This window comes from Roseospira marina (assembly GCF_014197855.1).
Classification (GTDB): domain Bacteria; phylum Pseudomonadota; class Alphaproteobacteria; order Rhodospirillales; family Rhodospirillaceae; genus Rhodospira; species Rhodospira marina.
In genome coordinates this window covers 288,490-303,844 of the sequence record NZ_JACIGJ010000002.1, presented here as the reverse complement: position 1 = coordinate 303,844, position 15,355 = coordinate 288,490, and the positions used below count along the sequence as shown (strand labels likewise).

13 protein-coding genes are annotated in these 15,355 nt (G+C 67.3%); 6 read left to right on the top strand and 7 right to left on the bottom strand.

All coding sequences use genetic code 11. From position 1 onward, the window contains the following. The first annotated feature begins 69 nt into the window (after positions 1 to 69). Genes GGD82_RS03885 through gmd form a run of 5 tightly spaced genes read left to right on the top strand, consistent with a single transcriptional unit; the run spans position 70 to position 5,900 of the window. Positions 70 to 1,542: an undecaprenyl-phosphate glucose phosphotransferase gene (locus tag GGD82_RS03885; protein ID WP_170284139.1), complete on the top strand. Its 1,473-nt coding sequence runs from the start codon at positions 70 to 72 to the stop codon at positions 1,540 to 1,542. 15 nt (positions 1,543 to 1,557) lie between these two features. After that, positions 1,558 to 2,502 carry a UDP-glucuronic acid decarboxylase family protein gene (locus GGD82_RS03880; protein ID WP_150060930.1) on the top strand — a complete coding sequence of 315 codons (945 nt, stop codon included), beginning with the start codon at positions 1,558 to 1,560 and terminating at the stop codon, positions 2,500 to 2,502. A 60-nt stretch (positions 2,503 to 2,562) separates the two neighbouring features. Continuing rightward, positions 2,563 to 3,837 carry a glycosyltransferase family 4 protein gene (locus tag GGD82_RS03875; RefSeq protein WP_150060931.1) on the top strand — a complete coding sequence of 425 codons (1,275 nt, stop codon included), beginning with the start codon at positions 2,563 to 2,565 and terminating at the stop codon, positions 3,835 to 3,837. Next, the gene (gene fcl / locus GGD82_RS03870) at positions 3,834 to 4,787 is read left to right on the top strand and encodes a GDP-L-fucose synthase (RefSeq protein ID WP_150060932.1); all 954 of its coding nucleotides are present in this window, start codon (positions 3,834 to 3,836) and stop codon (positions 4,785 to 4,787) included. The genes GGD82_RS03875 and fcl overlap by 4 nt, the downstream gene beginning before the upstream one ends. A gap of 42 nt (positions 4,788 to 4,829) precedes the next feature. After that, on the top strand, positions 4,830 to 5,900 hold the full coding sequence (gene gmd / locus GGD82_RS03865) for a GDP-mannose 4,6-dehydratase (protein WP_150060933.1): 1,071 nt from the start codon (positions 4,830 to 4,832) through the stop codon (positions 5,898 to 5,900). A 12-nt stretch (positions 5,901 to 5,912) separates the two neighbouring features. On the opposite strand, the gene GGD82_RS21345 is transcribed toward gmd, so the two are convergent. The 7 genes from GGD82_RS21345 to GGD82_RS03830 form a co-directional block, all read right to left on the bottom strand. Next, a complete protein-coding gene (locus GGD82_RS21345) occupies positions 5,913 to 7,130 on the bottom strand; it encodes an O-antigen ligase family protein (RefSeq protein ID WP_150060934.1) in 1,218 nt (405 codons plus the stop codon). Between the two features lie 211 nt (positions 7,131 to 7,341). Further along, on the bottom strand, positions 7,342 to 8,526 hold the full coding sequence (locus GGD82_RS03855) for an EndoU domain-containing protein (RefSeq protein WP_170284140.1): 1,185 nt from the start codon (positions 8,524 to 8,526) through the stop codon (positions 7,342 to 7,344). A 161-nt stretch (positions 8,527 to 8,687) separates the two neighbouring features. Further along, complete coding sequence (locus tag GGD82_RS03850; RefSeq protein ID WP_246163694.1) at positions 8,688 to 9,362, bottom strand: hypothetical protein; 675 nt, start codon at positions 9,360 to 9,362, stop codon at positions 8,688 to 8,690. Between the two features lie 22 nt (positions 9,363 to 9,384). Further along, positions 9,385 to 10,371, bottom strand: coding sequence for an Hsp33 family molecular chaperone HslO (gene hslO / locus GGD82_RS03845; protein WP_150060936.1), 987 nt, complete (start codon positions 10,369 to 10,371; stop codon positions 9,385 to 9,387). Between the two features lie 154 nt (positions 10,372 to 10,525). Next, positions 10,526 to 11,494 (bottom strand): ornithine carbamoyltransferase, encoded by a 969-nt coding sequence (argF, locus tag GGD82_RS03840; RefSeq protein ID WP_246163695.1) that lies wholly within the window; start codon positions 11,492 to 11,494, stop codon positions 10,526 to 10,528. 1 nt (position 11,495) lies between these two features. Next, on the bottom strand, positions 11,496 to 12,671 hold the full coding sequence (locus tag GGD82_RS03835; protein WP_150060937.1) for an aspartate aminotransferase family protein: 1,176 nt from the start codon (positions 12,669 to 12,671) through the stop codon (positions 11,496 to 11,498). 181 nt (positions 12,672 to 12,852) lie between these two features. Further along, complete coding sequence (locus tag GGD82_RS03830; RefSeq protein WP_150060938.1) at positions 12,853 to 13,866, bottom strand: complex I NDUFA9 subunit family protein; 1,014 nt, start codon at positions 13,864 to 13,866, stop codon at positions 12,853 to 12,855. 183 nt (positions 13,867 to 14,049) lie between these two features. On the opposite strand from GGD82_RS03830, the gene queG reads away from it, so the two are divergent. Then, complete coding sequence (gene queG, locus GGD82_RS03825) at positions 14,050 to 15,234, top strand: tRNA epoxyqueuosine(34) reductase QueG (protein ID WP_150060939.1); 1,185 nt, start codon at positions 14,050 to 14,052, stop codon at positions 15,232 to 15,234. Positions 15,235 to 15,355 lie beyond the last annotated feature (121 nt).

Here is a 15,355-nt window from a genome sequence, read left to right as displayed (position 1 = left end):
CGGGAGGATCTCGTTCTCCCGCATCAGAACGCATGGGTTGTGCGCTCGGCCTCCAGAAAAGAAGAAAACATGCGTTTCGTTCAGCTTCACAATGAATCCTTGCCGCACAAGTCCAAAAGTGCAGCAAGTATTCGGTCTGGAACGCGAATTTACCGATCTATAAATTTTATCGTTTTTTATGCTGACGTAACGGTGCTCGTCGTGTTTGGCGTGTTATCGTGTTGGCTGTACGGGCTTTTCGATGATTTTCTGGAACGGTACCTGGAGGCCATTTTTTTTGTAAGCGTATTTTTTTCGACGTTTTCTTTCTCCAGCAAACTGTATGATTGGCGTTTCTTCCGCATGAATGCAGCGAAGATGGCGCCCGCGTTTCGGGCCGCCGTCTTTGCCTTCGGCGCGGCCCTGCTGGTGGCGTTCGCGTTCAAGACTTCGGCGGACTACAGCCGGATCTGGGGGGCCGCTTGGTTTACGAGCTTTCTGGCCTATGTCCTGATAAGCCGGGCTTTTCTGATGGTGTTCTTCGCCCAAGCCGAGAAGCGGGGCTACGCCCTGCGCCGCGCGGTGATCGTGGGCGCGGGTGAAAACGGCCTGGGTGTTCTGGAGCACCTTCGGAGCTTTGGTGCTCAAGGTGTCCATATAATTGGATTCTTGGATGATCGCGCGGACCGCATTCCGGCCGTGGTCGGGGGACTTCCCGTGCTGGGCGGCTCGGCGATGGCGGAAACCCTCGTGCGCGATCAGACCATTGATCTCGTGATCTTGGCCTTGCCGTGGAGCGCGTATACCCGGGTGTCGGAATTGGTGGATAAGCTGGCCGTGTGGCCAACGGACATCTACATGGCGCCCGATATGCTGGGCCTGCGGTTTTCGGACCGCCCCCTCTATCGGCTCGGTGGTATGCATGTCCTGAGCCTGAAGGACCGTCCGATCAGCGATTGGAACGCGGTGGTCAAGCGGATCGAGGATCTCGCGATCGCCATTCCCTCCCTGATCGTTCTGGGGCCGCTGCTGGCCCTGATTGCCCTTGCGATCAAAATGGAGTCCCCGGGGCCGGCCCTGTTCGTGCAAAACCGCTACGGCTTCAGCGGCAACCTCATCCGCGTCTACAAGTTCCGGTCGATGCGGCACGACACGGCGGATGCGGCCGGGGAGCAGTTGACTGAGCGTGGTGATCCCCGGGTGACCCGCGTGGGTGCGTTCATTCGCAGAACGAGCCTGGATGAACTGCCCCAGCTTTTGAATGTCCTTGAGGGGACGATGTCGGTCGTAGGACCGCGCCCGCACGCGGTCAAGGCCAAGGCGGGCGGACGCCTTTACGAGGACGTCGTGGCGGCCTATGCCAGCCGGCATCGGGTTCGGCCTGGGATTACCGGGTGGGCGCAATGCAACGGTTGGCGCGGTAGCACGGACACGGAGGACCAGATCGTCGGGCGCGTCGAGTACGACCTGTATTACGTCGAGAACTGGAGCCTGTTTCTTGATTTGGTCATTATTATTCGCACGCTGGTACAAGTTCTGCGCGGGGATGGCAATGCGTACTGATGGGTGGGAGCGATCATGAGGGGGGCGCGTACACGTGTTCTGGTGACTGGCGGCGCCGGCTTCCTGGGCTCGCATTTGTGCGAACGTCTGCTGGCGCGAGGATACAGTGTCCTGTGCGTGGACAATTTCTTCACCGGGTCGAAAGACAATATTGCGCACATGCTGGCCGACCCGCAGTTCGAGGTCATGCGCCACGACATCACGTTCCCCCTCTATGTCGAGGTGGACCAAATCTACAATCTCGCCTGTCCGGCCTCGCCCGTGCACTATCAGCATGATCCGGTGCAGACGACCAAAACCAGTGTCATCGGCGCCATCAACATGCTGGGGCTGGCCAAGCGCGTCAAAGGGCGCATCCTCCAGGCGTCGACCAGCGAGGTCTACGGCGACCCGCAGGTCACGCCGCAGCCGGAGGACTACGTGGGCGCGGTCAATGTGCTGGGACCGCGCGCTTGCTACGACGAGGGCAAACGCTGCGCCGAAACCCTGTTCTTCAACTACCATCGGCAGAACGGGGTCTCCATCAAGGTCGCGCGCATTTTCAACACCTATGGGCCGCGCATGCATCCGAACGACGGCCGAGTGGTCTCGAACTTCATCAATCAGGCTCTGCGGGGGGAGCCGATCACCATCTTTGGCGACGGCCGGCAGACGCGGTCCTTCTGCTATGTCGATGATCTGATCGATGGCCTGATGCGTTTGATGGACAGCGATGCGTCTGTGATCGGACCCCTCAACATCGGCAATCCGGAGGAGGTGACCATCCGGGCGCTCGCTGAAACCGTCGTGGCGATGACCGGGTCGCGGTCGGACCTGGTGTTCCAGCCCGCCTTGGAGGACGACCCGATGCAACGGTGTCCGGATATCCGCCAGGTCCGCGCGGCGCTCGACTGGGAGCCCACCGTGCCTCTGCGCGAGGGGCTGGCGCGCACCATCGCCTATTTTTCCGGGGATGCCTGACGGTATGCGTGGGTTCGGCGCCATGACCGGAACACAGGACCGGAACAGAGGTGGGCCCGTATGACCGATGTTCTGGTGGCGTCGCAATACTACTGGCCGGAAGTGGCGGGCAGCGCGCCGCCCGTGCAGCAGATGGCCGAGGGGCTTGCCGCGGATCCGGCGATCGGATCCGTGACGGTGCTGTGCGCCCGGCCGTTCTATCCCTACCGCGAGGTGTTCGACGGCTATAGGGACGGTGAACGAGACCGGGAGACCCAGGACGGCGTGTCCATCGTGCGTCTGCCGATGACGCCTCCGCAGGGGGCCGGGGTGCGCGCCCGGCTGGGGCCGGACCTCGCGTTCGCGTGGCGTTTGTGGCGGGCGCTGCGCCGTCGCCGGGACGCGCCGGTGGTGATCGCGGTGTGCCCGTCCATCCTGACGGTGCTTGCGGTGGTCGCCGCCATGCCGCGCCGGACCCGCCGCATCGCGGTGGTGCACGACATCCAGTCGGGCTTGGCCGCGTCCCTGAAGCTGGCGTCCCTGGGGCTGGTGCTGCGGGTGCTGCGCGCCACCGAGCGGTATGTGCTCTCGCGGATGGACGAGATCGTCACGCTGTCCCCGGCCATGACCGACTCGCTGCGGGCGCTGGGGGTTCTGACGCCGATCCGGATCGTCCCGCCGACCATCGACGACGAGGCCGTGCGGCCGTTGCCGGAACGGGACGGCCCGATCACACTGCTGTACAGCGGAAACCTTGGGCGCAAACAGGGACTGGAGCAGCTTCTGGACATGGCCGAGGCCCTGCGCGACCGGGGCACGCCCGTCCGCCTCGTCATCCGGGGCGAAGGCAACAGCCGGGCGGCGCTGGAGAATGAGGCGACGGCGCGGGGCCTCGACGCGGTCGTACGGTTCGAACCGTTCACGCCCACCGATCAGCTCCGCGACGGTCTGGCGGACGGCCATATTCATCTGGTGCCGCAGGATCCGGCCGGCGCGGCGTTCGCGGTGCCGAGCAAGATTTACGCGATCATGGCGGCCGGGCGCCCGTGCGTCTGTACCGCGGTGCCTGGATCGCCCCTGGATGCGATCCGCGCGGAGTCGCAGGCGTTTGTCATCTGCCCGCCGCGCGACCCCAAGGGGTTGGCCGATGCTGTCCAAGCGCTGATCAACGCGCCCGAGGAGCGGGCCCGTCTGGGGCGGAACGGCCGCGCCTATGTGGAGGCGACGGCCGGGCGTAGCGCCTGCCGCGCGGCCTACCGGGCGTTGGTTCTGGGCGCGGCGGACGCCCCACCGCAACCGGCGCCGCGTCCGGCCGGGACGCGCGTCCCCGACACCGAGGAAGGGCGTACGATATGACCGATCCCTACAGCCTTGCGGGCAAGCGCGTGTGGGTGGCCGGGTCTCGGGGCATGGTCGGCGGCGCCCTGGTGCGGCGGCTGGAGCGCGAACCCTGCACGCTGATCCGGGACGGCCGCGATCGCGTGGACCTGACCCGTCAGGCGGACGTCGAAGCCTTCGTGGCGGCGGAAAAGCCGGATGCTGTGTTCGTGGCGGCGGCGAAGGTGGGCGGCATTCACGCCAACAGCCACTACCCGGCCGATTTTCTCTACGACAACCTGATGATCGAGGCGAACATCCTCCACACCTGCGCGCGGGTGGGGGTGGAAAAGCTGCTGTTCCTCGGCTCGTCATGCATCTATCCGCGCGAGGCGCCGCAGCCGATCCGGGAAGACGCGCTGCTGACCGGCCCGCTGGAGCCGACGAACGAATGGTACGCGATCGCCAAGATCGCCGGCATCAAGCTCTGTCAGGCCTACCGGGCGCAGCATGGGTGTGCCTTCATCTCGGCGATGCCGACCAATCTGTACGGCCCCGGCGACAACTTCCATCCCGAGAACAGCCACGTGCCGGCCGCTCTGCTGCGGCGGATTCACGAGGCGAAAATGTCCGGTGCGCCCGAGGTCGTGGTCTGGGGCACCGGAACGCCACGCCGCGAGTTTTTGCATGTCGACGATCTTGCGGATGCCTGCGTGTTTCTCATGCGGCACTATGCGGGAGCCGACCCGATCAACGTGGGCACCGGGGAGGACCTGTCGATTTCCGCGTTCGCGGAGACGATCCGGGACACGGTCGGCTACACCGGGGCGCTGACCTACGACACCCGCCGGCCGGATGGCACGCCGCGCAAGGTGATGGACGTGTCGCGGTTGACCGATCTGGGCTGGACGGCGCGGACGTCCCTGCGCGAGGGGCTGGCCGGGTATTACGCATGGTTCCTGGAGCATATCGACCGCGTGACCGCATGACGGCGTCAGGGCCGGACGGTCGAACAGGGGAGGGGACCCGACGTGACGCAGAAAACGGCCCTGATCACCGGGGTGACCGGGCAGGATGGCGCCTATCTGGCCGAACTGTTGCTCGGCAAGGGGTACGCGGTGCATGGCGTCAAACGCCGGTCGTCGTCGTTCAACACCGAGCGGGTCGATCACCTGTACCAGGACCCGCACGAGACGCATGTTCGCTTTCGCCTGCACTATGGCGATTTGACCGACGCCACCAACCTGATCCGTTTGGTGCAGGAGGTCCAGCCGGACGAAATCTATAACCTCGCGGCGCAGAGCCATGTCCAAGTGAGCTTCGAGACGCCGGAGTACACCGCCAACAGCGATGCGCTGGGCACCCTGCGGCTGCTGGAGGCGATTCGTATCCTCGGCCTCGACACCAAGACCCGATTCTATCAGGCCTCCACGTCGGAGCTGTACGGCAAGGCCCAGGAGACGCCGCAGCGGGAGACGACCCCTTTTTATCCGCGCTCGCCCTATGCCGCCGCGAAGCTGTACGCCTACTGGATCACGGTGAACTACCGCGAGGCCTATGGCCTGCATGCCTCCAACGGCATCCTGTTCAATCACGAAAGCCCGATCCGGGGCGAAACCTTCGTGACCCGCAAGATCACGCGGGCGGTGGCGGCGATGTCCTTGGGCCTTCAGGATCGGCTGTTTCTGGGGAACCTGGACGCCCGCCGCGACTGGGGCCACGCTCGCGATTACGTCGAGGGCATGTGGCGTATCGTCCAACAGGACACGCCCGAGGACTATGTCCTGGCGACCGGCGAGACCCATTCGGTGCGGGAGTTCGTGGAGCGCGCGTTCGCGGAGATTGATCGCACGATCACATGGTCGGGCACGGGCGTGGACGAGATCGGTCGTTGCGCGCGCACCGGCGAGACGCTGGTGTGCATCGATCCACGCTACTTCCGGCCGACCGAGGTGGATCTGCTGCTCGGCGACCCGAGCAAGGCACGCGAGCGCCTAGGCTGGACCCACACGACGGGGTTCGCGGACCTCGTCGGCGAGATGGTGCGCAGTGATCTCGCGGTGCTGGCACGCGAACGGGACCGGCGGGATCGCAACGGGTAGCCCGCCCCGTGTTTAGGGCCGGAGCGCCGTCGTCGTCCCCGCGGCCTCGTCCGGTTCGTCTTCTCGCCAGGGCAGGCAGAGCAGCCACATCAGGAATGGAAAGACGTTCAGGTTTACGGCCCGGGCATTGAAAAGAAAGACGAACAGACAGGCCACGAGCATCACGAAGGAAATGGATCCGCGCCGCAGTGTTCGGATCAGGCCCTGCGCCAGGACTACGAAAAATCCCACACCGACCAAGCCATATTCCGCCAGGAGCGCCAGATAGCCGTTGTGCACCTGGGTTCCGGTTGCGGTGGTCCCGCTGCGGTCCATGCCTTCGCCCATCAACGGGCTCTCCTGGAAGGACTCCAGCGCCACAGACCACGTTTCCGTTCGTCCGGCGAACCCAGTGTTCAGGCCCCGATAGGGATTGTCCAGCAACAGGATCCGGTCGCTGACCCAGTCGGCGGCGCTGACGGGCGTGCGGGGATTGACCAGAATCACGGTGAGCCCAATTACCGCGACGACCAGCAGCCCGAAGCCTACGACCCGACCCTGAACGTGCCACGATTTGCCCCGCACGAGATACAGGGCTTCGGTTCCGGCATAGACCAGGACCGCACCCCCGAAGGCCGCGCGCGACTGCAACAGGGTCAGCAGGACCAGGATGACGGCGCCGACCCCGAGGCGGAGCAACCGGGAGGGGGCGAACGCCACCGTGATGATGCAGCCGAAAAGGACCTCGCCGCCGAGGTTGGGGTGGAGGCCGAAAAACAGGTGCCGTCCGAACATGATGCTCGGGTTGAGCACGAAGTGGGCGGCCGTTGCCGCGACGATCAGGAGCGATACCGGCACCGTCGAGAGGGCGAAGGCCCGGAACCCATAGCCGCGTGCGCGATCCAGCAGGGCTATTAACGTGATGATGACCGTGCCCTTCAGAACAAGGTCGATATCGAAGGTGTCCCGCTCGAAGGCGTCCGCAAGCACGGTGTAGATCAGCGAGATGACCAGCTCCGCGACGAGAACGATGGCGGGCCACGACGGGGGCCAACCGTCCCGCCGGTTCAGGACGCTGGCGAAGATCAAGAGCCCGACGGCGGCGATCTGCGAGGCGCGCAGGAGGGGAAAGTTGCCCCAGCTTACCGCGAAGATCAGGTGCGGCAGCATGAACGCCATGAAGGCCAGCATCATGCTGATCGGCAGGCCGGGCGGTCGCCACAACCCTACGGATCCGTACACATCACGCACGCTTGGCTCACCCTGCTTCCGTTGGTGCCCGAACGCCGTCCCGGAGACCCTCGCGCGCGGTTTCACCACGCAGCCGGGGCGGACTCCGGACCGGTTCGGGCACCACGATACCCTCGTTCAGGCCGGTGCGCATCCTCGCTCGGTCCCCGCGCCGGGAATGGCGCGGGGTCGTGAGGGGCGGGGAGATGCAGGGAAGAGAGAACGGTCGGGCCTATTCGCCGCAGTACGGCAGAGTCTCGTCCGGCGTGGCGTCCGGGTAGAACGTCACGATGGCATTGGCGCGCATGACCAGCACCGCCTCATAGGCGTTCCCGTCGTCCAGCACCCGGTGCCGGCAGGCGCTGGCCTCGACGCCCATGGTCCCGCGCGCTTCGCGGTAGGCCTTGGTGACCTCGAACAGCATATCGGACGCGGTCAGGCCCTTGGCGTACCCGTTGATGCACTTGATGCCCGTGCTGCCATCCGGCGCGAGGAACTGGACGCCCGACGTGTAGATCGGCGGTGCGGTCTCGACGATGGAGCAGCCCCCCTCCAGGCGCCCGGCCCAGCCATTCAACTGCGCCTGGGCATACCGGCCCATGTAGTGCATGCCGCCGAGCACCCAGCGATCGTCGTCCTTGATCTCCGGCTCGCCGCAGAAGATGTGGCGAAAGCCGTTCTCAGCGAACCACGCGGTAACCAGGGTATCCTCGTCAGCGCCAAGCTGGGCCAGGAGTCCGCTGCGCAGGGACGGCCTCTCCTCCAGGAACTCGGAGAACGTATAGGCCGGCACGTCGTCGCCCCAGCCGCCGCACAGCTTCAGCACCGCCTGATCCACTTGGCCGAGCTGGGGAGGGGGCGGAGTCGGGTCATCCGGACCGTCGTCCACCCGGTCGAAAAACCAGGGGAAGGCGCGCGAGGACCGGGATAGGAGGGTCGCCTCGTCGACGGGCGCCAGAGGGTCGATGGTCCCCGCGTCCGGCAGGGGATCCGCCGGGGCCGTCGGAGCCGGGGCGTCGACGGATGCGTCCGCCGTGTCCATCGGCGCTGGCAGCGGCGAGGCGACGATGGCACCGCCGCCTTCTGTCTCCGGCGTCGTGGCGGCGTCGCTCTGGTAGACGGTCAGCCGGCCGCATTCCCGGGCCACCCAGCGTTCCTGGGGATTGGCGCCCGGCACGCGCAGGCGCACCCACGGGCCGTCCGGCCGGTTCAGTTCGAACGCGCCGTAAACGGTGCCTGGTGCGAGGATGACAGCGCCTGGATTGGAGCCGGCGTTAAAGCTGTGATAGGCGGGGCACTCGGCGCGCGCGGTGAAGGTGCCCTCGATGACCACAGAGGCCCGGGCCGGCGACGACAGCGGCGCGGCGAGGCCGGCGGCCAGGGCGAGTGCGGGAACGGCACGGGTCCAGGGCGACATGAGGCAGTCTCCTTTCGACGACAGGCGGACACGGGGGCGGTCGGACACAGGACGAGCGCGGGCGCACGTGGGTGGCGCCGCGCTGCGCATCCCAGCATACCGCGAACCGTGGCCGGATTGCGGCGGGCGTGCGGTGTGCGGCCGACCGCCCTGCCATTCGGTCAGCGCGACCGGTTCACCAGATACTCGGAGAGGTGGGTCTCGATTTGGGTGGTGATGTTCGCGTCGAAATCAGTGATCAGGCGCTCGACCAGCCCAAACCAGATGCTGTCCCGCTCGTTGATCGTCGCGCTTTCGGACACGGTCTGGCTGCGCCAGACCTTGGCGGTGGCCGCCGCCAGGGCGATTCCCGTCATCGTATCGACGATCTCCACCGTGCCTTCAAGCTGGGCGTGATAGCTCTCCGCCTGTTCGCTGCGGAACAGGCCGCTCAGCCCGCGCTCCACGGCGAGCTCCTTTTCCACCACGCTGGCGTCGTGGACGGTGAAGCGCACGACGACGTCGCCCTCGCCGTTGGCCTGCAAGCGGTCCTCGGCCCATTGCCCGGCGGCGCGGTCCGGTGCCAGGGGCATTTCGTGTTCGATGTTGGGCGGCCGGTTGGGGCGGCTGTATTCGGAGCGCACGTCCACCCGCTGTGCCCGGAACAGGAACGGCGGCAGGTGGGCGAACCCCAGAGTCGGGAAACGCGGCTGACGCGGCGGATCCGTGCAGGCGGCAACGCCCGCCACGAGCGCAAGGGCAAGCCCACCCCGAAGGACCCGCCGTCGCGGAACGGCGGACGGAATCGGGGCATTGGGATCGGACGGGGTGCTGTTCTGTTCGCGCTGCGCTCGCATCACTGGTTCGCCCATCGGGGTGTCAGGCCGAGTCTGAGCCGTTCGGGGAGGCCCCATCGCTGGCCAGGGCGTCAAGGTCCGTGTCAGTAAAGGTATAGTGTGCGGTGCAGAATTGGCAAGTCGCCGTCACGACTCCATCCTCCTGCTTCATGGCCTCCAACTCGCTGCGCTGGAATCGGCTCAGGGCTGCTTCTACCTTTTCGCGCGAGCATCGGCACCCGAACCGCAACGAGCGGGTTTCGCCGGGGACCAGGGCTTCGGCATGGAACAGTCGGTGTACGATCCGGTCCGGCGTCAGCGCGGGATCCAGCAGTTCGTCCGCGCCCAGGGTCCGCAGCAGCACACCGGCGGTCTCCCAAGCGTCGTTCGCCGCGGCATCGTTGCGGCCCCCGGCCTCCGGCGGCATCCGCTGGATCAGCAGGCAGCCGCCCGACCAGCCCGTTCCCTCTGGCGCGGCCGGATCACGGCGCACAGCGGTCACGACCACGGTGCTGAGCTGCTCGGACTGCAGAAAGTAGTGCTCGACCGATTGGGCCAAGGAGGTGCCGACCAGTTCCGTGATGCCCTGGTAGCGGTCGGTGCGGGGCCCCTGGTCGACGGTGAAGGCGACGTGACCTCGGCCCAGAAGCCGGAACACGTCGGGCGGAGTCGGTTCGTCCGGATCGGCGGTGTCCATGGCCGCGAGCGTGGCATCCAGCCGCTCCGGGTCCAGCCGGGCGACGGCCCGGATGTCGCCGGTGCTGGTGACATCGGCCATCAGGGTCGAAATCGGCCCGTCGGTGCTGGTTTGGAGGGTGAACACCCCCTCGTACTTCAGCCCGCCCGCGAGGGCCGCGGCCAGCACGGCGGTTTCGGCCAGCAGCGTCTGCACCGCGGGCGGATCGGCGTGTCGACCCAGGATATCGTCCAGCGTGCTGCCCAGCCGGATGAGACGGCCGCGCACCAGGCCGTGTGCGAGATGGAAACCATACAGGGTATCGTCCCAGGGGGTCGGTCCGCCGTCGTTCACACCGTGCTCCCGAAGGGTTCAGGGGTTGAGGATCGCCCGAGGACGCCGGAGCGTCCGGTCACGGGCGGAAGGTACCACCGCGTCCGGTCACGGGCGGGGCGCCGTGGCTGCACTGCGGCCGGATCCAGGGCCTTCCGTGAACGAAAGGCCGGGCCTAGCCCAGGAGGCTCCAGGCCAGGACGCCCTTCTGCGCGTGCAGCCGGTTTTCCGCCTCGTCCCAGACCACCGAATGCGGGCCGTCGATCACGCCGTCAGTCACCTCCTCGCCCCGGTGGGCGGGCAGGCAGTGCATGAACACCGCGTCGGGCTTGGCGTGGGCCATGAGGCTTTCGTTGACCTGATAGGGGCGCAGCAGATTGTGCCGGTTCGTGGCGTCCTGGTCGCCCATGGAAACCCACGTGTCCGTGACCACGCAATCCGCGCCCGTGACCAGGGCTTCCGGGTCCGAGCCCTCAACGATGCGGGCGCCGTTGGCCTGGGCCCACTCGACCGCGCCCCGATCGGCGCGCAACCCGTCCGGCGAGGCGATCCGCATCTCGAAGCCGAAGTGAGCCGCCGCCTTGATCCAGGAGTTGGCGACGTTGTTGCCGTCGCCGCTCCATGTCACGACTCGTCCGGAGAGGTCGGTGCCCTTGTGCTCCCGCAGGGTCATCAGGTCCGCCATGACCTGACAGGGATGCGCGGCGTCGGTCAGGCCGTTGATGACCGGGATCGTGGCGTAGTGCGCCATCTCGGCCAGCTTCTCCGGCGCATTGGTGCGGATCATGATGGCGTCGACGTAGCGCGACAGCACGCGCGCGGTGTCGGCGATGGTCTCGCCCCGGCCGAGTTGGCTCTTGTCGCCCTCCAGCACGATGACGTCGCCGCCGAGCTGGCGCATGGCGACCTCGAACGACACGCGGGTGCGGGTTGAGTTCTTTTCGAAGATCAGCACCAGCGTCTTGCCGGCGAGCGGCTTGTCTAACCCGAGCGCGACGGCGGCGGTTCCGCGTTTGAGGGCGTGGCCACGCTCCAGGATGCCGAGCAGGGTGTCGGTGTCGATCTGGTCTAAGTCCAGAAAATGCCGGGGGGTTCCCGCTGCCTTCGGCATGCCGGAGGCGGGCTTGACGCTCTGCTTGTTCATTCTACTTCGCCAGGGTTGCGCAGGCGGCCCGCAGGCTTTCGATCGCGAGATCCGCCTCGGCGGTGTCGATGATCAGCGGCGGCAGCAGGCGCGCCACGTTGTCGGACGCCGGTACCAGCAACAGACCCTGGTCGCGGCAGGCGGTGATGACGTCGCCATTGGGGACCGTGCACACAAGGCCCCGCATCAGGCCGATCCCGCGCGTTTCGGTGAGAACCTTGGGATAGTCGGCCACGACGCGGGTCAGGGCATCGCCCAGATAAGCACCCACGCGGGCGACCCGGTCGAGGAACCCGGGGGCCAGCACTTCGTCGAGGACCGCCTGGGCCACGGCCATGGCGAGCGGGTTGCCGCCGAACGTCGTACCATGGGCCCCAGCGGTGAAGGCGCGGGCACACCGCTCCGTCGCCAGCACCGCGCCGACCGGGAAGCCGCCGCCCAGGCCCTTCGCGGCGGTCAGGATGTCGGGCGACACGCCGGCGTGTTCGTAGGCGAACAGGGTGCCGGTGCGGCCAATGCCGGTCTGCACCTCGTCCAGGATCAGCAGCAGACCGTACTCGTCGCACATCTCGCGCAGGGCGCGCAGATATCCGACTGGGGCCGGGCGGATGCCGCCTTCCCCCTGCACCGGCTCGACCAGTACGGCGCAGGTGCGCTCTCCGACAGCCTGCCGGGCTTCGTTCATGTTGCCGAAGGCGACCCGGTCGAAGGCGTCCATGGGCGTGCCATAGCCTTCCATGTGCTTCGGATTGCCGCCGGCCGCGATGGAGGCGAACGACCGGCCGTGGAAGGCGCCACCGGCGACCACGAAGCGGTCGCGCTCGGGAGCGCCCGCGTCATGGAACACCTTGCGTGCCATCTTCATGGCGGCCTCGTTGGCCTCCAGCCCCGTGGAGCAGAAGTAGACGGAGTCCGCGAAGGTGTTCGCGACAAGCGTCGCCGCAACCTGCTCCTGGCCCGGCACGCGGTACAGGTTGGACGTATGCCAGACCTTGGCCGCCTGCTCGCGCAGAACCTCGACCAGTCGGGGGTGGGCATGGCCCAGCGCGTTGACCGCGATGCCCGCGCCGAAGTCCAGATAACGTCGCCCGTCCGTGGCGGTCAGCCACGCGCCCTCCCCGTGCTCGAAAGCGACATCGACACGCGCGTAGTTCTGCATGAGGGCCGGCATGGTCATCTGGGCCTGTCCAGACTGGACGGACCCAACCGAAAGGGCAGGGCCCGAAAATTAACGGGCCGCGCGCTTGGTGGCGCACGGCCCAGGAAAGCGAGGATTTTGCCCCGGGCGCCCGGCCCTTGTCAACGCGAACGCGCATGACGGTTTCGGGACGCGCCGAGCGGCGTGCACGCGGCGGGGCTCAGCCCGGAACGCGGAGAATCACATTGCGGTGGTGGGGGCGGAACCGGTTCATGTAGGTGGGCAACACAGCCTCGGCGGCCGTCGGCTCGATGCCGAGCGCCTCGAACCCCGGCAGCGTGCCGGAGACGATGTTGTCCGTCTCCAGCAACTTGACCTGATCGGGGGTGATCAGGGGCTTGGGCATGACCTGGAGCACCGAGGCCTGAACCCGCGCGACCCAGAACGGCACCGGCACCACATGAGTGCTGCGTTCCGTCTGTTCCACCACAAGTTCCATGATCTCGCGCATGGTGTAGGCGCGCGGCCCGCCCAGCTCGAAGGTCTGACCCTGGAAGGCCGGGGTCTGCAGGCAGGTCATGGCGGCGTCGGCGACATCGCCGACGTAGACGGGCTGGAAGCGCGGCCCGCCCGAGCCGCCCAGGTCGATGGCGCGACGGCCCTGTTCGTCGCGTACCAGTCGGAAGCCGTCCTTCACGTAGTAGGGCAGGACGGGCAGCAGGCGGCTCATGCCGCCGAACAGGTTGAAGAAATCGTCATGGGGGCCGAATACGACGGAGGGCCGGAGGATGGACGCCGCTGGCATGTGCCGGCGCACGGCGGCCTCGCCCTCGGCCTTGGTTCGGGCGTACTTGGCGGCGGCGTTGGTGTCCGCGCCGATGGCGGATATCTGCACCATGTGCGCAACCCCGGCGGCGGCCGACAGGCGGGCGATCCGCTCGGCGGCATCGACGTGCAGCGCCTGGAAGGTCCGCCGGCCCTTTTCGTACAGAATGCCGATCAGGTTGACGACGCCGTCGGCGCCGTCGACCACCCGCGCCACGGCGGCCTCGTCCATGACGTTGACCTTCATGGGCGCGATCTGCCCCAGGTCGCCCAGCGGCTTCAGAAACTCCGCGCCGATGGGGTCACGGACCGCCACCCGCACGCGCACGCCCTGGCTGGCCAGTCGCTGCACGATCTGGCGCCCGATGAAGCCGCTGCCGCCGAACACCGTTACCCGTCGAAGTGCCATGCCCGTTTCCCCTGTCGTGCCTGTCCGTGTGCTGCGGCCGGCGTGATGCCGGCGTGCGTTTCAACGTCGCGCTCCCTGGCGCCCGTATACCTGTTGTGCCCCCGGGGCGCGCCCTGGCACGGTAGCGGGCTCGGGCCTGGATCGACACCGCGCCCCGCACCGAACGGAGCCCCCGCGTCCATCATGACCTCGCGTTCCCCCGCCACGTCTTCTTCATTCCCGCCCTCATCCGGGCCGGATCCCGAAGCCGCCAAGGTCGGCATCCTGGACCAGGCCCAGGCGCTGGGCCTGGATGCGGCGGCCGTCACGCGGGCCGTCCTGCCCGAGGCGATCCGACGCGATCTGGACCTGTACCTCGACCAGGGCCGCCACGGCACCATGGCCTGGATGGCCGAGACCCGGGAGCGGCGGCGCGATCCGACCGTGCTGTGGCCCGAGGCCGTCTCTATAGTGACCCTCGGGCTGAACTACGGTCCAGGACGAACGGATCCCCTTTCGATGCTCGCGCATCCCGACCGCGGCGCTGTCAGTGTGTACGCGCGCAACCGGGACTACCATGACGTGCTCAAATCCCGCGCCAAGGCTTTGGCACGATGGATTCATGCGACCTTCGACGCCGACGTCAAGGTCTTCGTCGATACGGCGCCGGTGATGGAAAAGCCGCTGGCCGGGCGGTCGGGCCTGGGGTGGACCGGCAAACACACCAACCTCGTCTCCCGCCACTTCGGATCCTGGCTGTTCCTGGCGGAGGTCTTCACGACTCTGCCGCTGCCGCCAGACGACCCGCACGACGGTCTGTGCGGGTCTTGTCACCGCTGCCTGGACGCCTGCCCGACCGGGGCCATCCGCGCCGACGATCCCTATCGCATCGACGCCCGGCTGTGCGTCAGCTACCTGACGATCGAGCACAAGGGGCCGATCCCCCGGTCCTTGCGGCCGCAACTGGGCAATCGTATCTATGGCTGCGACGACTGTTTGGCCGTCTGCCCGTGGAACCGCTTCGCGACGCGGACGCCCCACGACGGCCTGATGGCCCGGGCGGAACTGATGGCGCCGCGTCTGGCGGATCTGGCGAGGCTGGACGACGCGACGTTTCGGACGGTCTTTTCCGGGTCCCCGGTCAAACGCATCGGTCGGGATCGCCTCGTGCGCAACGTGCTGATCGCGTTGGGCAACAGCGGGCGGGCGGATCTTCTGCCGGTCGCGGCGGCGCGCCTGGACGATCCGGCGCCGCTGGTGCGCGGGGCCGCCGTGTGGGCCGTGCGGCGGCTGGCGCCGGATACGGCGACCGAGGCGGCCGTCTTTGAGGGACGGCGCGCGACGGAATCGGACGCGACCGTGCAGGCTGAGTACGACGGCCCACCCTGACGGGCCATCCCGGTGCCTCGCGACTGTGGCGGCGGCCGGGGATATGGCCTACGCTCCGCCGCTTGCCTCGGGGTCCGGACTCGCGGACGAGAGAACGGACAGGCGAAGGCGCCAGGAAGGT